Here is a 17,886-nt window from a genome sequence, read left to right on the forward strand (position 1 = left end):
CCAGGAGGGCCCTGGTGCACTCAGCCGGAGATGGAGGGGAATTACACCGCTGGGGCCAGATCCGGAGCCGGGTGGCCTTTACGGTGGGCGCGGTGGAGATGAGTGGCCCAGGCGACCAGGAGCGCGAAAAGGGTGAACGCCATCCAAAGACTGCCGATGCAGAACCATGCGATCGGATTGAGGGTGGTGCCCTCACCGAACATGAGCGTGGTGGTGAGAGCGCAGGCCACGACAAACAGGGTCATGGCCATGAATGCAACGCGGAGGAAAGACTCGGTGATCATGTGGTAGCTCCTTCGCTAAACCGACATTACTGATTTGGGCTTTCGCCGGGCCAACCTGTCCGGCATGAGCAGAGGTATAACCAGGGTGAGTCTTGTTTCAAGGTGCAGCCTGAAAATACGAACCCCGCCGAAGCGGGGTCACTGTGACTATGGAGTTAGCCGGTCCACGTCGAGTATCGCGTTCAACTGCCCTTGCAGCTGTTTCAAAGCGCCCTCGATGTCACCTTGCTGCAGATTATGGAGTGCACACGATGCCGCAACATGAAGATCCACGTATGCATGCATGAGCGTGTTGTTAGTGGGGTAGGAGGACGCCGGGCCAGGCAGGGAGACCTCGATGTGCTGTGTGTCCTGCTCACTCCAGATGGCCTCACTCTTCAGGCAGGTATCTCCACCTTCAGTCACCAGGACCAACTGGTTGTTGATCTGCAGGAGCTCTTGGCCATTCCAGTTCACTAGGGTTTCGCTACCGTCCTCAAGAGTAATGGTGTCGCCTGTCTTGTGGATTTCACGGGGAACCCAAGCTGGGATCACTTCAAAAGTGCCGGCCAGACGATCACCCGAGATCGGGTGGTAGGGATATAAACGCGAGTTGCTCGACATTCTGTTTTGGCTCCTTATTGATGAACAATGGAGCCATTCTTGAATGCGTTAGGGGGTGCCACCAGCTGAGTGGTGTCAAACCTCAGGTTCAAATTGCGGGCAGTGTTTCCTTACCGCGGAGAGTAGATCGTCCTGGGTAAACGGTTTGGTGATGTAGTCTGTTGCGCCGTGTTTTTTGCCCAAGGCGATGTCAAACAGGCCATCCTTCGACGAAAGCATCACCACAGGAACTGACTTGAAACTGTCCCGGCTACGAATCAGTTGGCAGGTCTGGTAACCGTTGAGCCGCGGCATGAGGACGTCGATGAAAATGAGGTCTGGTTTAAAGTCCAGAGCTCGGCCGAGACATTCGAACCCGTCGACAACGCAAAGCACCTCGCATCCTGCCTTAGCGAGCATGACTTCGCCCGTTTTTCGGATAGTTCGGGAGTCATCGACAAGCATGACTCGCAAGGGGGATAGATTACTCATAGGGGTCCTCGGGATTACGTGCCATCAATGGCAAGACCGACGAATGTTCGCCGGTCTGTTGCTGATAATCCAGTGAAGTCAGTTTGCTACTTTTCACCGCATCAGAAACGCCGTATTTCCGGATCGAATTCCTGAGCAAGACGCATGGCGTCACTCATCGATTTGAAGCCCGATTGCCGCGAGCCATCGGAAAGACGTACTTCCCACTGCAGGGCCTGATTACCGGCTTTGGAAGGCGCGGTATGGCTCCAGATCCGCGCTCCTGTCTCGTGCTGATAGATGCCTGGCCGGCTTCGGTACCACCCTTGAACGGCCTTGCTCACGCCTCGCCTCCGGATTTCAGCGGGTTTCCAGTGGCAGCATGCATTAGCACCTTTCGCTTTGCCCCGCGCACCAAGCGGTAAATCTCCACTTGGCCTGCAGATATCGCATCTCGCAGGTCTTGCTCATCATGGGGCGTGGCTTCAACTGTCGAGATCGTGTCGACAACCTTGTGCATCTTTCCGTCGGACAGAATTGTGAACGTCGGGCCGGGACAGATCCTTGCGAAGGTACTGGAACTGGGACTCTGGCCAGCCTGGTGCTTCCAGCCATAGAGCACACCTTCTACGGTGTCCGAAAGTTGGGGGGTGTGATTGCGATTCATCAAATAGCCTCGTCAGCCAGGAAATTTCGGGGCTATTTGAACGTTCCGAGAGCTGTGCCAGAACCACTTGGAAAGCAGACCAGCATTTCGAGTTGAATCAGTAACTTTCTTCGATAAAGTCGGGGGTGTCCGTAGCAAAGTGCCTTCAGAATGACTCCTCTCACTCAGATCAAGATCGAACGTGGCCTGTTCAAGGCCCCCGCAACCCTCACCGAGGTGGATCGAAACGCTCTTGCCGTCATCCAGAACCTAGGTGGTGAGATCACGGACGCCGGTATGTTAGGCACGCTGGTTTCGACCAAAGTCGCTTCAGCAAGAAATCAAAGGTTGCTGGGGGGCCGATTAATCAAGCGATTGGAGGGGATGGGGCTGCTGGAGCGCCGGCGGAGTGACGAAAGTGTCTCCCGGTTCGCACTTACAGAATCCGGAGCCGAGCAGGCACGGGCTTCGAAGCTCCCGATCACTGCACGAATTCTGGCGTGACTGGGGGGCGCCTTTGCATAAGGTGCCCCAGTCGGAGAGCCCCTCTACTGGTTCGAAGAGCTCAGGACATTCGCGATAACTGCCAGGCCCAGTGCAGTGAGCTTGACGTCGAAACAACGATCATCAGAGTCGAGCCGGTCCGGCATCTCAGCGACGATGCCCTTCTTCATGCAGGAGAGCGCAACGCGATGCTCTTCTCGATCGCACTCCACTGATTCCGTTTCAGTCAGGTCGTTATCAAAGGACCGCACGAACCGCAGCTGAGGCTCAGTGAGCTTTCCCGCAATTTTGTCAGCGCGAAGCCCGATCAGGTGCGTATGGACCTGGTCTGCAGGGATTTCCAGTTTCGCCCAGGCGGCAAAAGAGGTACGGGTGCTGTTGCTCTCCTGTCCGATGTCGGTGGAGGACTTGGCGTTCAGGCAGCGAAAGCGCAGGCAGTCTTCATCTTCGACGCCGGCGTAGAGCTTGTATTGAGGCCCCTCATCAAGCACTTCCCGCAGTCCAACCTTGCCATCGCTGTAGAACCGACCTTTTCCGATTTCTGACTTTTTCATCAGCAGATCCTTGTTTGAGTGGATGTGTTGCAGTCGAGACTGCTCGTGGAACAGGGTCATCATCCGCCCATCTGTTCTGTGCCAGCAGCCGGGATGATTAGCCCTGGTCGACAGCTTCGTTCGTTTCCTGGATGCACTGATCCAGCTTGCCCGGGCTTTTTCGCTCCGAAAGGGTCTTCACTCCGGCCAGCGCGGATAGCTCAGCTGCTGCCTCTGCGTGTCCATGATTTGCAGCTACGGCATACCAGCAATACGCCTCGAACTGGCCATCAATTGAAGGGTATTTCCCCAGGCTTAGCCCCAGGGCAAACCGATACATCGCCTCTAAGTCGCCGTTGTACGCCTTCTGCTTGAGAGACTCCGCTCGTACATCCGCGGGGTCTCCCTCCGTACGAGGCTGCACCACCAGGGAAGCTGACGCGCCGAGCGTGCGCGGTACGCTGAGGCCAGAATTCAACATGCTGAGAGCTCTAGCCGATTCAGAGTCTCCGGCGGCTGCGGCTTGACTCAAGAGATCTTTTGCTCGGGATGGATCGTTGAGGTTGGGTTGGTAAGTGTTATTGAGCAGCAAGGCGAATTCCCGTTTGGCCCTGACGCTGGTCTCTGCAGCTTTCTCCATCAGAGCGGTCCCATATGGGATGTCCTTGGTTACCCCTTTCCCAAGTAGATAGTCCCAGGCCAGCACCCGGGTAGACTCGACATGGCCAAGTCCGGATGCAGTGGTTAGATAAGCCACTGCGAGCTCAGGGTTAGCTGGCACTCCTTCTCCGTTCTGGTAGACCTTGGCCAGCCGGTACAGGGCATCCATGTTCCCCCTGAAGGCGCTTTGCTCCAGCAGTTCGATCATTGCCGTCGTGTCACCGGTGGTAGCTACCTTTTCCGCCTCGGCCAGCGCCTCACGGCCGGAGTCGGGTGCCGGTGTTACTGCAACTGGAACGTTCGGCGTAGAGGAAATCGGGGTCGGAACTGCACCAGCAGGGTAGACCTGAACGTCGGGTTCGATGTCAGCCGTCTGCCTGATCTGAGCGACGGGCAAATCGGCAGGGACTTGCCGCGGTGATGCTTTGAGGATGCGACCAGGTTCCGCGGCGGGTGCTTGGAGTGGTTCTCGCGCAAGAGGCTCGTCGAAGGGGTTTCCCTCCCGTGTGACTTGGGAGGTACAGCCAGATGCGATGAGCGTTAACAGGAAGGTGGTGGGGATGCTCAAGCGTCTCATGCAGAAGGGCTCCTAACCATAGGCTGGCAAGGATTACAGAATCAGCAGAGAGGCCCAACCGAAAGCCAGGCCCGCATTTTCGGGCCCGGCTCTAAACCATAACGGGAAGTATCTGAAGCTCGGTGGACGTTAAGCGTTGAGCAATTCGAGGTCAGCCTCGGTGTGCGGGGTTCCACTGAAGTTCAGTCGGCGATACAGCTCCTTCAGGACCTTCTCGTCATCGGTGTAGTCCATCTCGATGCAGGGGAAGATCAGGTTGTTGAAGCGGCGGCGCTTGTCAGCCAGGCTCAAGTCCTGGAAGAAGATCCCCCCGAAGATGCTGATCTCCCCGTGAAAGAAGCGGGCGATCGCAGTGATTCGCTGTTGACCATCAATCAACCACCCAGACATGGGCTTGTCATGGCCCTGGTCGTCATAGTCGCGCCCATTGATAACGTAGTACCCGGTACCAAGGCCCAAGAAAATCCCCTCAATAAATTGGACCTGTTGGTCGAGGTTCCAGCTGGGCGGACGCTGCCACGGCGGAAGCACCAGGTTCAAAAGCTGACGCTCCTGATCAACGTTAGTGCGGGCCGGGGTCCCCTCCCACAGTGCGCTTATAGAATACGAGCGCTGGTTCCCAGCAAGGATTGGAGCAGGTAGGGCGAGAGAGGACATGGAGATCTCCAGTTGTTGAGCGACCAGGAAAGAGTGGATGCGCACATAATCTGGCAGGTAGGAGTGTGGCAGAAGCCCATCCGTTGAACTGCTGTAGATCGTCAGCTCCAGGCCTTAAGCATCTCGGCTGGAACCTCGGAGCGGAGAGTCAAAATACATTGCTGATAGGTCACATCGTAGAGAATGACCGCCTCACCGATTTTCAGCGCCCTCATCACTCGTTCGATCTTCACGGCCTCAGGAGTGTCGTCACCACCATCAGTTCCGTCCCTACTCACGAAATCGGCCATGAGGTTGTGAAGCGTTTCAGGCTGTAGCTGGTCGTAGGGAATGAGCATGGGATCACCTCTAGTTTGCCTTGAAGGGTGAGGTGATCCTCTGCTGTTGAACGGTGTGCCAGAACCCGCAGTATTATCAGTCCCGACTCTGGCAGTGCTGCACAAAACTTCTGATCAGATCCCGTTCGGACCTGGCGTCAATCAGGAAGCCGTAGAAGGAGTCAGAGCCTGTGGGGTGAAAGCCAAATCCAAGTTGTTCAGCGGACTGCATATCCCAAATCATGCTGGAGTCAGGGGTGAAGGTCGCCGTCAGATAATCACCACTGATCTTGGGAGCGGATTGCAGATGAGGGATGGGGAGAAACTGGCTGTTCACCCTCAGGGTGTAATTCCGCGCATTCCGCAAAATCTCTTGGTTGTTGGTGCCTGCATCGTATAGAGCGGAAATCTTGACGCCGTTGTGACTCGCGCAGGTGACGATCAGCTTGCCGGTACCGTTCCAGGTTTCCTGTTCCCCCTTGAGGTACACAGTTCCTTGCTTGCCTTCGATCCCCCACTGGGGCGATAGAATCCCGTTGTTCACCAATGACAGGCCAGAGGCTTCAGAAATTGGTAAAAGCTGCATCTTGCCGCCACCGACCTGGGCCATCTTTTCGAACAGCAAAGGGCTGACCCCCATACGGATCAGGTAGCTGGTGATGGCAGCGCTGACTACCTGCCCGACATCCAGGTCTGACGTCGAGGTGGTCCGGCGATAAAACCTGTGGATGCCAATACGGGCGTTCTGGTCTGCAAACCGGAAGTGGCCTCCACTGAATGTAAGGACGCAAGCGCTGTAGCAGATCCCGGGCAGAGGCTTGCCATAGTTACCACTGCTTTTTCCGATCGAAGTGTTGATGCCTCTGCGCCGGATCGCTTCACCCAGCTCCATTCCTGCGACCAGGTCCCCACCTGCAGAGTCCAGGTAGAGCATCGGCACCTTCCTGCCTATCTGGTCGAGGGCGGCCAGCATCTCCTGTTTGGTCGAGGTGGTTATTTCGCCTGAAAGGTACAGTTCTGCGGGCGCGGCGGTTCCATCAGGATATGTGCTTTGGAGCACTTTGATCGATGCGCCAGCGGTAGCAGGACTGAACATCAGACCGAGACTAAAGGCTGCGCCAAGAGCCTTCCCGGCCAAGTTTCTGATCTTCATCTGGCGCACTACAGGTCGAACCGTTTGAAGGTCAGCTTTCCTGCCGGAGTGTCTTGGGTGAGGTCTCCATTCTCCAGGATTTCGAAGCGAACGATGCGGTTGCCTTCTTGATCGAGGGCGGTAATTGATCCAGATTCTCTGCTCCAGCTGGACACCTTTACGTCCTGACCATCGGCGCTGATATTCCCTTCTTGGATCACCGCAATACCAACCGTCCTGGCCTGGCCTCCTTCGGATTCCATCGTTGCCTTGTAGGCACCGACAATTGAGTTGTCGCAGCCGGCGATCAGTGTGAGGGACATCACCAAGGCTATTCGTATAAGAGATTGCATGGAGGGCATCTTTGCTTTCCGAGAATAGGGTTTCTACAAAAAGCTAACGGGTTCCCCCGGCCATTCCAGTGAAAATGTATCCCGGAAATTCAGGGCCTACATTTCTGACGCGATCGTGCGGGTAGCGGCTTCGGAATGTCCTGTAGGCCTGCTTTCACCATCCTGCGGTACTGGTCACGTCGGGGAGGGGGAGCAAGGGGTATTTGCTCCGGGGGCGGAATTCCCTCGCGCTGGGCCAGACGAAGCACCGTTTCCTCGTAAGCATCTTGGTAGTTTCGAACGCCAATGCTGACCCTGATTTTAGGGGCGCCGTCGGCGGTTTGATTGGTTGCCCAGTGCGCGCGATAGGGTGGTGACTGGGAAACGATCAAGGAAATACTTGCGATTGGTTTGGAAGAACACGCGGCGCTATGGCTGCCTGGATCGATGCCTAGCTTCTTCTCTGTCAAATCACGCCAATCCATAGCTGCGCGTAGAGCTTCGCTGAGGGAGACCTCGGGGGTGATCTTGAAGGTCTGGTAATAGTCTCGACGATGCTCCTTCGTGCCTTGCTGGATCGTTGGCCTATATCCAACAATCTCGCCGTCCTGGTTCTTCAGAATCACGATCCGACGCATCTGGAACCGTTTGTCATCTCGCCAGCGGCGTTGTCGCATAAGGCGAGGGGCGGTCAGGCGGAGGGTATCAGCGGACGTAGAAGGTATAGGGGCAGGGGAGGCAGAGAGGGGCACTGGCAATGTTCCTTATCCATTGGCCCCACCCATATTGGGTAGGGCCATCCGAAGTTCGATATGTTCGCAAACATCGAGGGGGATTCAATGCCATTTGTCGGTCCGGAATTTCGGACACTGAGGCTCACCAAAGGAACGATGGCGGGCAAGCATTCTCCTTAAAGTGGAGCGAGATGCCGAGGCTACACGTCTATCTCAATGGTTTGCGCCTGGATAACGCCAATCAGTTGGTGAAGGCGATTAGCCAGGTCACGACGCGCATCAGAAGTGACAATTCGACCATCGCCGTATAGGCCCTGCATGATGGATTGAAGGCAGCGGAGCTGCTCACCTTCGAGAAAGAACCCCTTCATGCTTTCAAAGCTCGGTGGAAAGAGGTCTCGCCAGTGAGTGATCTGCTCGGTCACATCCCAAGCTGACGAGCAGGTGGTTTTCCATCGGCCGGAGCACTCATCTTCATCTGGGGGATACCACCTGACGACTGCCTGGGTTCCATCCTTGAATAGCCCCTGAAGTGCTTCAGATCGGGTCGTGTAGTGATCGGTGTTTGTGGCCGCTGGCGCGATGAGTACGCTGATCCAAGGCATGCTGCCTCTCCCGTGTATTAGGCCCGGCGTTTTGTCGTCGGAGATAGTTGTTCGAGGGCGTTCAGCAATCGCTGCGCATCATTCGTGCGGATCTGAACCACCTCTGCGCCACCGGCAATGCCGGCGCGGAGTTGGCTCGGTACTTTCGCTTTGAGCAGCGTACGGACTACTGCTTTTGCCGCGGCGACAGGGCGATCCTTGCGGGGCTTCCTCTGTCTGTCTTCCTCCTGAGCCGCTTCCTGAATCACAGCCATAACGTCCTGGCCTGTGGCCTCAGCAACACGCATTGCCTTGTGTGCTGAGGCAATGGACGCTTTTCGGTTGGCCACCATTTCCACCAGCCCAGTCGGTGCTTTGGAAAACTCAAGTAAGGTTTTCACATGCCGCAATGATCGGCCTGCGATCGCTGCGATCTCGATGTCCATACAACCAGCCTGGCTAAGGTTCATATACACCTGCGCAGCCAGGTGCGGGCGAAGGCCCGCAAGAGCTATCCGGAACGCCTGCACTACTGCTGCAGGAATCGACTCGCCGGAGGTCAGAGAGGTCTTGACCTCTTCATATGGCAGATCTTTCACGCCTCACCCTCCCGCGAAATGATATCGACCTTCGTGCCGGCGCAATCGACTACGTAGGTGTAGTCCTCACTGGTATCGGCGGAGGTGTCAAAAGTGCCCTTGAAGTCCTCGTCGCCGTAGCTACGAGAGCGCGGAACGAGCACCGGGTAGTAGTCGGTGGAATGACGGGTATCGCGGACACCGATCATCAGTCGCTGATCCAGGGTGATGAGCTTCTGCCTTTCCTCGTTGACCTTCACGAGCACGGCCTTCAGGTAGGCGGGCAGAATCTCCAGGTCGAACTGTTGGAGAGCTTCCAGTTGATCGAATAGGGCTTGGAGCTGGTTGGTATGGAACATGGGATTCTCCTTCTGGGAACGTGGAGTAATCCTCACGCCTGCGGGGCTGTGCCAGAACCCCCTTATGGAATGACACAAGGTGTTCTTTTTTCTGGAATTCAGGTCGTTAACTTCCTTAAGGCGAACTGTAATCGCGAAGGAGAGATCAGACTTTGAAGTGGACCTTGGTAGTTGTCACCTTTCTACAAGGTGGTTATGGCACTCCAGCAGGAGTGCAGTACCCCATCGTTTCCGTTACCCCGTACCAAAGCCAGGCCGAATGCGTAACGGTCCTCAACGCCATCATGGATATGTCGGGCTATCAATCTCGGGCGAAGTGCGTCCCGCCGCCGGCAAAGATTCCGGCGAAAGAGGCGGCCGTTAAGTAGATCGGAGTGCGAAAGGGGCCGCCCTTTGGGCGGTCCCTACATTTTCGTGATGTGAGACTGTCTCAGTCTAGTGGAGAGTGGCTGGCGCTCTCAGGATCGGTGCGTAGGGGCTCTCTGCGAGGAGTAGGCGGCGGCGTGTTTTCTTCGCTCTTCTGCTCTCGAGAAGTGCTGGCGTGCGCCGCTGATATTTCTTTGGCGACGATACGAACCATTACGCTATCGGTAATGAGTCCATAGAAGGTGCCGTGCAACTCCAGAGGATGTGCAATTCGATTCAAGAACTGGCTCCGTGTTTCTGATCTCCACAGGGACGAACATACAGCATTGGTGCATGGTCGCCCCTTCAAAAACGGCCACTCAAGGTAGCCCCGTTTCATCATGCTGCTTGGGTTTGGTTCTCAGTGGCACTGCCCTTGACTTTGGCCAGTTTGTCCATGAAACCAGCCAGGGGCATGTCCTGCAGATCGGAAATTCGATCGCGCAGAATCGACCAGCGTTCTTCTTCCTCCATGGCCATGTACTGGCTGCGATAGCGGCATCCATCCAGGATGAGTTCAGTCGCGGTCGCGCGGTCGACTACGAAGACGACCTTGCCATCAAGCTTCAGGTTCTCCCTTGCAAAAACCTCAGAGATGCTGTCTTCCGGGTCTAGCGTGGCGTAGAAGCGGCCGCGGAGAAAGTCACCTTGGAACGTGGTCTGGCCCAGTAGTGGGCGAGCTGCATTCATCAAAATGTGCCCTGAGGGTGTCTCGGTTCCGTGATCCAGGTTGGTAGTAACCGCAACCGGAGCATGGGCCAGGAAGGAAAGCAGGTTGGATTGAGCGTATTGCATGGGGAGGTCCTCTGTCTGGGATAGGCCCAGTATCAGCAGGGAAGGGCTGTGCCAGAACCGCTGTCAGAATTTCACAGGGTCAACTTGACGTGCATCGCTCAAACGCTTCTGTACCTTGGACGCATCACTGGTGACGCCAGATCCTGGCAAAGAGAGGCCCCCTTGATACGTCGAATTGCCGTAATGGCAACCCTTACCATCGCTGCCGGTTGCAGCTCCCACGCTACGTCGGAAACTCCCACGTCCTTGAATGGCCAGGTATCCGCGCAGCCCACTCCCTTGACTGCAAGCCAAGCCCGTTCGTTGGCATTCGATGACTGCAATTACATCGTCGACCACCTGGCTAGCACCCACAAAGATTCCGCACGGGCTCGAGCGTTGAATTACTGCATGGGCGTGGACGTCGCTAAGTTCGGCATGAACTGATCTGGTCGATCAGCCAAGAAAAGAAAACCCCGCACCTGTGAAGGTAGCGGGGTTTTTGTTGGCTCCAACTTTGAAATCCAGCAAACCGAAAGGCCAGCTGGTGACAATCAAGCAGCGGATGCGTACTTGGCGTCGATGTTTTGGAACTGATCCAGCATTTCCCGGTAGCTGATCTCGCCGCAATTGTGCCGCGTGATGAACTCCAGGCGCTCGCACCCTTTCTTCCACTCGACCGTAGATGCAACCCGATCGAGGGTATCTGGAGATGCCACCATACGAAAACCGGCGCAGAAGGCGTCTGATACGACTTCGTCCAGAGTTGTGCAGGTGTGATGGGTAATCCAGCCGTGCAGACCGAAAGCCTGGTAGCGGAATTTACCGGGTTCTGAGGCATCAGGAAGAACCAGCGCCCATTGGTTCCCGGACCAATGTTTGAGGATCAACCCTACGCCAACCCGATCCAGTTCGTTGTACAAGGCGGTCAGGGCTTCGTGCCGCTCCATACTTTCCCGGAGCATTTGGCGGACCGAAGGCGATAGACCAGCTTGATCGGCATGGAGGTCTTCGCCATCCCCGAAGGTTTGGCGGACCGCCCTTGCCTGCTCGATGAAGCGATTTCGAAGGTCTTTATCCATGAGAACTCCAAGGGAGCACTCAAGCCCAGGGCATGATGTGCCCCAGGTTGGGTTAGAGGACGCGCCGGCGGATGCCAGGGCGCTCGAACCACGCTATGCGCGGTGTGCTGCTCCTGGCCAACCAGGTTGTCTTCATCCACAGATTGACTTCACGACATGGCCGGCCGGAAAGGCGCACGTCATCAGGCGAGCAGCTTGAGAGTTGCCCGACAGGTCTCACTTCGAGGATTTGAGTAAGTCGACTGTAGTCGAGTCACTCGGTGTGCACGAATGTGCAGTGGTTGGAGCCAGCGGTGACTCCCCGATTGAAAACTGAAACTCAGGTCTCAGCCGGGGCCAGATGAACACCCTAGAGTTCTAGCGCGTACATCTGGTGCTTAAAGTCCAAGGACTCAAGCAGGAAGCATGTTTTTTGTATCACCACGCCCTACCCATCGCAAGTCAAACTGAGGCCTATTTTCTTACTCTAACGCGGTCGAGCCCGGTTTAGAGGTATGTACTGCGAGTGTTCGTCTCTCAGTACCCGGCCGAGGCTCCATCCTTCCTCAAGCGAAGCCAGGTCATCCCAGGCGATCGGGGTCAGACTGGCATTCCACCCTGCCTTAACGTCGCTGGTGTAATGGAGCGATCCATCGGGATGAAGCCGGACTATCAGTGCGTCTGGCGGTGATTGGATGTTGTGTCGACGAGTGAATCGGAAGCAAGCCGAGCATTCACCGCCGCCGGAGCACACATCGAAATGACTACCCCACTGAGCAATGGCCGTATTCATCGATTCCCGAAGCCCTGCAAATGTCCGCGGCCGGAGTGCGCAGCGGGGTTGAGGGTCAATCGAATCGATGCGTAAGCGATTCCTTCCGTCGCCATCAGGGCCACGCGGATCGCAGCTTGGGCCTTCCAGGTATATTGGCACTGTGGTCTCCTCAGGCAGCTGTGGCAATGGTGCTGGTTGGGCAGGAGCGCTCTGCCAGGCGCAGCTTGCGTGCTAGATCCTTGTCCGCTCGCCAATCGCTTGGCGTGTACGAGGCGAACACCGGAGGGCAGCCTGGCCGGCTGAAACGTAAGTGTGTTCCCCGGGTGATGGAGATTTCCCAGAGAGGATGTGCTTTCTGTAGTTCTCGGAGACGTTTCATGTGATGGGATTCCAGTTTGAGTACGCCCATCGTGATGCTCGAGGATCTGTGCCACCAGCTGATAAAAATCAGGCCCCGAAGGGCCTGACATTCAGAAGTCGATCGGTGATTCTTGGGGGCAGCGCGCCAGATGCAAGCCGAGTTGAATCGAAACGATCTCGGCCAGGTCCTCTTTCGTCAGGGGCGCGTCGCCAATCGCCAAGCCAGAACGAAGTACGTGTGCACCATTCTTTGCCTTCCAATCGATCGCGACAAAATGAAGCCCTGGAACTTCGTTGAGCGGAGGAGCAAGGCCCCAGGTCTGTGTAGTCCGCGCGAAACCGGCCAGGCAAGCGATTACTGTATTTTTCTTGCCTAGATCTCGCTGAGATGCCTCCGGAAGCGAGTCGAATTCGGCTACTGTGCCGAGATACTGCTCGAACGGCTTGTGTTTCGGATCTCGTCGAAGCAGTTCCGCGATGATCCCATCACCACTCACTACGGAGCGGTAGAGATCCTGGGAAACCATTGCGGCCACCCGGGGACCGCGGTGGATGTTCACAGAGTAAAACCAGCATCGAACCGCAGAAATGGCTGGGGTTTCTGGGTCCATCTGCCAGCCTGATTTCTCCATAGCGGCCGCGACACGCTTCCGCATCGCTTCATTAAGTTGGTGCATCGAGGTACCTATCATCTGTTTGGGAGCACCGATCTTGGCATTAACCAAGTGTGCCACCAGCTCGGGAAAAGCCACGGTCGTTTTGAGTTGAATGACGCGATGCGCCAGCTATCGTGGGCTCCGACTTTCGGAGTTCATCGGATACAGGCGTTGAAACCATCGACCATTACCCGACGGCAACTGCTTGCAGCATTTCTCGCCGCGCCAGCCGCACTCACATTGAGCCAAGCCCTCGGCAGTGTCCCCTCAGGACGTAAATACGATTGGCGTGTGGTAGCGCTAAACCGAGATCGTTGGCTTGATCTTGAAAGGCCTGATAGCGGTGAGAAGGCATCTTTCTGCTACTTTCGCGGAGGGAAGGGCTGGGACGTTGGTGGATACCAGAAAGCCTGCAGCATTCTGCGAGACGTGAAATTCAAATCAACCGTTCGCATGAGCCCGAAGCTACTTGATCTGCTTTACCTCATCCAGGTCTGGTTGAGGATCAACCGATTGCCCTACAAGATCCTTGTGAACAGTGGGTACCGCACCCCACAGCACAACTCCAAATTGGAGGGCGCAGCCAAGCAATCACTTCATATCAAGGCGATGGCCGCGGATATTCGCATACCAGGCTTGTCCGTCGACAACCTGGGAAAGCTGGCCCAGGCTATTGGCGTCGGAGGTGTGGGCTTCTATCCCACGAAGGGATTCATCCATGTCGACGTCGGCAAGGTTCGAACCTGGCGCGTGGCCGAATCGACCGTCCTGGAGCCAGAACACTGGATTGTGGAGCTACTCGATCCTTCGACCGATGCTCAGTGGCTGGCCAACCTTGCGCCTGATTGGCCAGAACTTGAAATGCTCGCTTGACCTTCAGCAGCCGCCCTAGATCGCGCTTATTCGCAACTCCACCCGGCGATTGGCTTGGCGACCGGCGGGTGTTTCATTTCCTGCGACCGGCATCGAATCGGCCACCCCGCGAATTGCAATCCGGTCAGCCTGAATTCCACCTGCGTAAAGGAACTGTCCAACCGCCTGCGCTCGGTTGTAGCTGAGACGAAGGTTATTTTGGAACGGACCGGTGTTGTCCGTATGGCCGGTGATTTCAATGCGAAGGTTACCTTGGTTCCGCAGCGATTCGGCCAGTCGCGCTAGGGACGGGAAAGCCTGACTTTGCAGATCTGCCGATCCAGTGCTGAACGTAATGTCCGCGGGCGCGCTCACCACGAGTGCCTGGGTGGTGTTCGCATCATCCACCTGCTTTTCAACGGTGAGGCCTGTCCCTTTCAGCTTTGCCTCTAGCTCGCCATGCTTACGGTCGAGGATGAACCCGGTGCCACCGCCGATACCAGCACCAATTGCCGCACCAATGAGGGCTGCACGACTATCGCCGATCGCCGCGCCAATTAGGCCGCCTGCAACAGTCCCTACTACGGCCCCGACGGCGGTCCGGTTAATTTCACGCTCACCGGTCATGGGGTTGGTCGCACAGCCGGCCAGGCAAGCGAGCATTACGAGGACGCTGAAGGGTTTGAGCAGTTTGTTCATGCTGGAGCTCCTTGAGATGGAGCTCCATGTTGATGGTAGGCAAGGTGTGCCAGAAGCAGCCCCTTGCAATACCCCTCAGCAGCCGATTCCTTGCGCCAGGCGATTGCAGCGCAATGCCAGCTTGTGCTGGTAATCGGTCCCGGTGCAGGTACTCTCAAGTCGAATGAGTTGCTCCAGAGTGACTGCCTGGTTACCCGCTTTGTGGACCGCTTCGGTCAGGCTGGTGCACATCCTCACCACGTAGTTTGGCGCGCTGTACTGGGGATGGCGCGAAAAGTCGTCCGCATCGTGGCCTCGTTTGGTCAACGCTTGCTGGATAATGCTCGAGTACGGTTCGTTTACGGATTGAGTGCTCATGGATTGAGAGTCCTGGAATCAGCCAGCAAAGTGAGAGTGGGCCGTAGTATCCACCACACGGTAGGCCACGATTTGAGCGTGTGGGTTGTAACCACTGTGGTTCCAACCGAAGGCCTGTGCACTGCCGGTGTGCCGCTGGCCGTTGCGGAAGATCACTTCGACTTGGCTCGCTTCACTGAGCCCGTGTGGAAGGTGAGGACCTGTGACAGGCGATCCACCCCAGGTTAGGTATCCATCCTGCAGCGCAGCTTGCAGAGCTTGCTCGGCGATTATGTTCTGCACCAGGTCGAACTCGGCGCGTGCTGCTCCATCTCGAGTCTCAAAGATGAAGTCGCCTTCCTTGCCCAAGTCGGTGCGGCGGCGGTCACAGACAATACGCCACTTACCGTCCGGATAGTTGTTGCTGACGCAGCCGCAAGCCCCGCTTGGGTAACGAAGATTGGATACGTACCAGCCTCCATGACGCCACTTCGAATAAAACGGTGTCCAGCTTTGGTCTTGGGTTTGGTCTCGTTGAATCGGTTGCATTATCTACCTCAGATGAAGGCCTTGTTGGATGGAGTAATCCTGAGGGTGACGGTTGTGTGCCAGGGTCCTCAGCACAACCAGAGCGTCTAACGGGTTAGCTTGAAGGGCCACCCGCAGTCGAAATCTGTCTCACCCATTGGCTTCGCCTGAGGTGAAAAGAAATCCACCTGCCGTTCTGCATGATCCAGGGCGGCATCAAGTCTGGGCAACGTTTTGGAGAAACGGGTAGCACTGGTGCCATCGAACGAATGCGCGCCCGCGGCTGCGCAGAGGTGGATTCGTTTCGCGCTGTTCACCCGGCCAATGTGGTAGTAGCAGTTCCTTCGTCTTGCCAGGACACCCCATGCGTTGGCCGTTGCCAACTTCCACTCCGTCGACCCACCAAGGAAGATTCCGCATGCCGGGTTGAGATACTCTCGTACATCGTCGGGCTCCATGCCATCTTGCACCGCCAGCAAAGTCAGGGTGGGAATCCCTGAAAGTCGTTCCTTCCATTTGAGGCTGAACTCCAGTGATCTCATCCCACCGGCCACAATGTCAGGCAGGATGAAAAAGTCGCTTCCCTCGCCGAGCAGGTCGATTGCTCGCCCAAATGCGCGCTCATCAAATGGACGTCCTTGCTGAAATGCTGTCCAAGCGCCGTTGTCCAGGCAGTACCGGAAATCTTCCGTCCGTAATACTCCAGTTGGACTCACCAGCAGTCGCCAGCCAGCCTCACGCATGGCGGCAAGATTCTGCTTGGTACCAGTTCTGCTTGCGTAGGAGACCATCTCGCGGCGATGTACGGGCAGCCGCTCCTCACATTCCGGTTCCAGATCAGCACTGCCATCGAGGTTGTAGTAGTCGGCATAGGCCATAACAGCCTGGGAGTACCCGACTCGGCTTCCCTCCTTGTAGGGGGTCATCCAGCTTGGCGGGGTGAAGGCGGCGTCTTGCATGTTGAGCTCCATGAGCAGAATTCATGCAAATGGTGACTCGCCCTGAGTGTGCCACCAGCCGGTTATGATCAGGATTCGTATGGTTTTGAGGCTGCAAATATGCGCTACCCGAATTCCCTCATGACAACCTATTTCAACGGCTGCGCCGGCGGGCAATCTGAGCCATGCGTCGTTATTTTTCGCGACGAAGAGGTGGTAATCGAATACACCCGCAAGGGGCAACCCTCCACATATCGGGGACACCTGAAGGACGGCATCTACTCTTTGCGGTACTGGCCAGAAGCAGATGGATTTGTTGGGGAGGCCACCCTATGCGCACCAGAGGGGAACCTCATGGACGGAGACTGGTGCGAGCAGGAAGGCGGCAGCAAGGATGTGGGCACCTGGGAAATCGAACTCAGAAGGTAGGGCCGCCGATCAGCGGCCCGGGTGATGCCTCCGGTTCCACTCTTTGATGATCCCTTCCGGAACCTGAGCACACTCAGCAAGATCGTCGATTCCGAGACGTTGGGCGAATCGTTTGATCCGCCAGGACTCGCTCGGGTAGCTTGCTGCCGTGTACTGGGGTTTGAGCCAGTTCAGGGCCTGGGCGGCATTCTGAAAACAACGCCGCCCGCTATAGCCCAATGCCGGGCCGATCACCACGGCTGTGATGGCCAGTCTGTCACGTGGATTGATCGACTCCAGTAGCGTGATGAGAGGGCTTTCCGGCTTCTTGAACTCAGGTACACGTCCTGTCCGAACATACTGGGCGTGAAGCCTGGGATTCCGTGCCATCAGGTGCAGCGCTTTTCGATCAACCATGATGGTCCTCTTCGATCAGATCCTGGGTCGGCAAAACGGTATTCAGGTTCACCCAGCGCACCATCTGAGCGTCGGGAGATTCCCCACCGTAGACTCGCTTCCTCCAGGCCGGGAAAAGGAATTCGCCGCTCTCCTGATCTTCCTTCTCCTCCGCCTGGAGCCGATCAACCTCTGTGTTGGCGATGTACACGATTGTGTTGCCATCTTTCAGGGGCCGGCCGCGGAGCGCCTCGATACCCTGCTGTGCAATCAGTTCAGCTGCGGAGCCTGGAGCTGGGGTCCTCTTAACCATTGAAGTGCCCCTCGACTACATCAAAGCATCCTTCATGGGAGTAAACGTTCACGCTGTTGCCGTTGGGGAATGGCTCGCCCTGGAGGACGATTGCGCATCGCCAGTTTCCCGCGGCGGTGCGCAGAGTGTTCATTACTCGTCCACGAATTGTCGGTTTCAGCAGGGACTTGTCATGAGGTGTGAAGATCACGTGGTCCATAGGCTGGACTGGACATTCAAGTGCTGGGACAACGCCGGAGGATTTCAAATCCCTGGGGAGGGTGAGGCTGATTTGCTGCATGTCATGGCTCCTATTTGGTCTAGCCATGATCAGGGGGTTAGGGGAGTGGCAGAAGCGAAGAGTGGTACACCGGGACCGCGAATAGGTTGGAAAACAGCACACCTACTTGGCGTGTAGCAACTAGGTAGTTTGTGGACACTTCCGTTGCCGGCCTA

The 17,886-nt window shown here is 56.5% G+C and carries 28 protein-coding genes; 3 read left to right on the forward strand and 25 right to left on the reverse strand.

Annotated elements, in window-relative coordinates:
• Window positions 1–41: 41 nt before the first annotated feature.
• The 5 genes from LT948_RS15690 to LT948_RS15710 form a co-directional block, all read right to left on the reverse strand.
• Window positions 42–284, reverse strand: coding sequence for a hypothetical protein (locus LT948_RS15690; RefSeq protein WP_010792703.1), 243 nt, complete (start codon window positions 282–284; stop codon window positions 42–44).
• A 147-nt stretch (window positions 285–431) separates the two neighbouring features.
• Window positions 432–887 carry a hypothetical protein gene (locus LT948_RS15695; protein WP_010792704.1) on the reverse strand — a complete coding sequence of 152 codons (456 nt, stop codon included), beginning with the start codon at window positions 885–887 and terminating at the stop codon, window positions 432–434.
• Window positions 888–962: 75 nt separating this feature from the next.
• Window positions 963–1,358: a response regulator gene (locus LT948_RS15700; RefSeq protein WP_010792705.1), complete on the reverse strand. Its 396-nt coding sequence runs from the start codon at window positions 1,356–1,358 to the stop codon at window positions 963–965.
• 101 nt (window positions 1,359–1,459) lie between these two features.
• Entirely contained in the window at window positions 1,460–1,681 is a 222-nt protein-coding gene (locus LT948_RS15705) for a hypothetical protein (RefSeq protein ID WP_021018443.1), read from the reverse strand.
• Window positions 1,678–2,004, reverse strand: coding sequence for a hypothetical protein (locus LT948_RS15710; protein ID WP_010792706.1), 327 nt, complete (start codon window positions 2,002–2,004; stop codon window positions 1,678–1,680). Before LT948_RS15710 ends, LT948_RS15705 begins: the two co-directional genes overlap by 4 nt.
• A 150-nt stretch (window positions 2,005–2,154) precedes the next feature.
• Between LT948_RS15710 and LT948_RS15715 the strand changes: the two genes are divergently transcribed.
• Window positions 2,155–2,487, forward strand: a complete 333-nt coding sequence (locus LT948_RS15715; RefSeq protein WP_019438004.1) for a MarR family transcriptional regulator — start codon at window positions 2,155–2,157, stop codon at window positions 2,485–2,487.
• A 44-nt stretch (window positions 2,488–2,531) separates the two neighbouring features.
• Here the strand turns inward: LT948_RS15715 and LT948_RS15720 are convergent, their stop codons facing one another.
• From LT948_RS15720 to LT948_RS15780, 13 genes are all read right to left on the reverse strand, one after another.
• The gene (locus tag LT948_RS15720) at window positions 2,532–3,104 is read right to left on the reverse strand and encodes a hypothetical protein (RefSeq protein ID WP_019438005.1); all 573 of its coding nucleotides are present in this window, start codon (window positions 3,102–3,104) and stop codon (window positions 2,532–2,534) included.
• Between the two features lie 34 nt (window positions 3,105–3,138).
• The gene (locus LT948_RS15725) at window positions 3,139–3,888 is read right to left on the reverse strand and encodes a tetratricopeptide repeat protein (RefSeq protein ID WP_176600778.1); all 750 of its coding nucleotides are present in this window, start codon (window positions 3,886–3,888) and stop codon (window positions 3,139–3,141) included.
• A gap of 498 nt (window positions 3,889–4,386) precedes the next feature.
• Window positions 4,387–4,914, reverse strand: a complete 528-nt coding sequence (locus LT948_RS15730; protein WP_019438006.1) for a DUF262 domain-containing protein — start codon at window positions 4,912–4,914, stop codon at window positions 4,387–4,389.
• A gap of 101 nt (window positions 4,915–5,015) precedes the next feature.
• Window positions 5,016–5,252, reverse strand: a complete 237-nt coding sequence (locus LT948_RS15735; RefSeq protein ID WP_019438007.1) for a YheU family protein — start codon at window positions 5,250–5,252, stop codon at window positions 5,016–5,018.
• A gap of 76 nt (window positions 5,253–5,328) precedes the next feature.
• The gene (locus LT948_RS15740) at window positions 5,329–6,384 is read right to left on the reverse strand and encodes a hypothetical protein (RefSeq protein ID WP_021018446.1); all 1,056 of its coding nucleotides are present in this window, start codon (window positions 6,382–6,384) and stop codon (window positions 5,329–5,331) included.
• 8 nt (window positions 6,385–6,392) lie between these two features.
• On the reverse strand, window positions 6,393–6,725 hold the full coding sequence (locus tag LT948_RS15745) for a hypothetical protein (RefSeq protein WP_010792712.1): 333 nt from the start codon (window positions 6,723–6,725) through the stop codon (window positions 6,393–6,395).
• An 80-nt stretch (window positions 6,726–6,805) separates the two neighbouring features.
• Window positions 6,806–7,321 (reverse strand): hypothetical protein, encoded by a 516-nt coding sequence (locus LT948_RS15750; RefSeq protein WP_171886844.1) that lies wholly within the window; start codon window positions 7,319–7,321, stop codon window positions 6,806–6,808.
• Window positions 7,322–7,629: 308 nt separating this feature from the next.
• A complete protein-coding gene (locus LT948_RS15755; RefSeq protein ID WP_019484866.1) occupies window positions 7,630–8,034 on the reverse strand; it encodes a hypothetical protein in 405 nt (134 codons plus the stop codon).
• Window positions 8,035–8,051: 17 nt separating this feature from the next.
• Window positions 8,052–8,612: a hypothetical protein gene (locus LT948_RS15760; protein WP_019438011.1), complete on the reverse strand. Its 561-nt coding sequence runs from the start codon at window positions 8,610–8,612 to the stop codon at window positions 8,052–8,054.
• Window positions 8,609–8,950 (reverse strand): hypothetical protein, encoded by a 342-nt coding sequence (locus LT948_RS15765; protein ID WP_044060644.1) that lies wholly within the window; start codon window positions 8,948–8,950, stop codon window positions 8,609–8,611. The genes LT948_RS15760 and LT948_RS15765 overlap by 4 nt, the downstream gene beginning before the upstream one ends.
• Before the next feature lie 744 nt (window positions 8,951–9,694).
• A complete protein-coding gene (locus LT948_RS15770; protein ID WP_010792716.1) occupies window positions 9,695–10,150 on the reverse strand; it encodes a hypothetical protein in 456 nt (151 codons plus the stop codon).
• Between the two features lie 533 nt (window positions 10,151–10,683).
• The gene (locus tag LT948_RS15775) at window positions 10,684–11,211 is read right to left on the reverse strand and encodes a hypothetical protein (RefSeq protein WP_010792717.1); all 528 of its coding nucleotides are present in this window, start codon (window positions 11,209–11,211) and stop codon (window positions 10,684–10,686) included.
• A gap of 1,224 nt (window positions 11,212–12,435) precedes the next feature.
• A complete protein-coding gene (locus LT948_RS15780) occupies window positions 12,436–13,002 on the reverse strand; it encodes a hypothetical protein (protein WP_128677596.1) in 567 nt (188 codons plus the stop codon).
• Between the two features lie 150 nt (window positions 13,003–13,152).
• Here LT948_RS15780 and LT948_RS15785 point away from each other — a divergent pair, with 150 nt between their 5' ends.
• On the forward strand, window positions 13,153–13,854 hold the full coding sequence (locus LT948_RS15785; protein ID WP_021018453.1) for a YcbK family protein: 702 nt from the start codon (window positions 13,153–13,155) through the stop codon (window positions 13,852–13,854).
• 15 nt (window positions 13,855–13,869) lie between these two features.
• Here the strand turns inward: LT948_RS15785 and LT948_RS15790 are convergent, their stop codons facing one another.
• The 4 genes from LT948_RS15790 to LT948_RS15805 form a co-directional block, all read right to left on the reverse strand.
• Complete coding sequence (locus tag LT948_RS15790; RefSeq protein ID WP_010792719.1) at window positions 13,870–14,532, reverse strand: OmpA family protein; 663 nt, start codon at window positions 14,530–14,532, stop codon at window positions 13,870–13,872.
• Window positions 14,533–14,607: 75 nt separating this feature from the next.
• A complete protein-coding gene (locus tag LT948_RS15795) occupies window positions 14,608–14,889 on the reverse strand; it encodes a hypothetical protein (RefSeq protein WP_010792720.1) in 282 nt (93 codons plus the stop codon).
• Window positions 14,890–14,907: 18 nt separating this feature from the next.
• On the reverse strand, window positions 14,908–15,417 hold the full coding sequence (locus tag LT948_RS15800) for a hypothetical protein (protein WP_010792721.1): 510 nt from the start codon (window positions 15,415–15,417) through the stop codon (window positions 14,908–14,910).
• Between the two features lie 86 nt (window positions 15,418–15,503).
• Window positions 15,504–16,367, reverse strand: coding sequence for a hypothetical protein (locus tag LT948_RS15805; protein WP_019438016.1), 864 nt, complete (start codon window positions 16,365–16,367; stop codon window positions 15,504–15,506).
• 108 nt (window positions 16,368–16,475) lie between these two features.
• On the opposite strand from LT948_RS15805, the gene LT948_RS15810 reads away from it, so the two are divergent.
• A complete protein-coding gene (locus LT948_RS15810) occupies window positions 16,476–16,763 on the forward strand; it encodes a hypothetical protein (protein WP_170831735.1) in 288 nt (95 codons plus the stop codon).
• 9 nt (window positions 16,764–16,772) lie between these two features.
• Here the strand turns inward: LT948_RS15810 and LT948_RS15815 are convergent, their stop codons facing one another.
• From LT948_RS15815 to LT948_RS15825, 3 genes are read right to left on the reverse strand one after another with little or no spacing between them, the layout of a single operon-like run.
• Window positions 16,773–17,159 (reverse strand): hypothetical protein, encoded by a 387-nt coding sequence (locus tag LT948_RS15815; RefSeq protein WP_010792724.1) that lies wholly within the window; start codon window positions 17,157–17,159, stop codon window positions 16,773–16,775.
• Window positions 17,152–17,451 (reverse strand): hypothetical protein, encoded by a 300-nt coding sequence (locus LT948_RS15820; protein WP_010792725.1) that lies wholly within the window; start codon window positions 17,449–17,451, stop codon window positions 17,152–17,154. The genes LT948_RS15815 and LT948_RS15820 overlap by 8 nt, the downstream gene beginning before the upstream one ends.
• Window positions 17,444–17,731 carry a hypothetical protein gene (locus LT948_RS15825; protein WP_054888504.1) on the reverse strand — a complete coding sequence of 96 codons (288 nt, stop codon included), beginning with the start codon at window positions 17,729–17,731 and terminating at the stop codon, window positions 17,444–17,446. Before LT948_RS15825 ends, LT948_RS15820 begins: the two co-directional genes overlap by 8 nt.
• Window positions 17,732–17,886: the final 155 nt, after the last annotated feature.

Origin of the sequence: Pseudomonas sp. CP-1 (genome assembly GCF_021213715.1) — a bacterium.
GTDB lineage: Bacteria > Pseudomonadota > Gammaproteobacteria > Pseudomonadales > Pseudomonadaceae > Pseudomonas > Pseudomonas aeruginosa.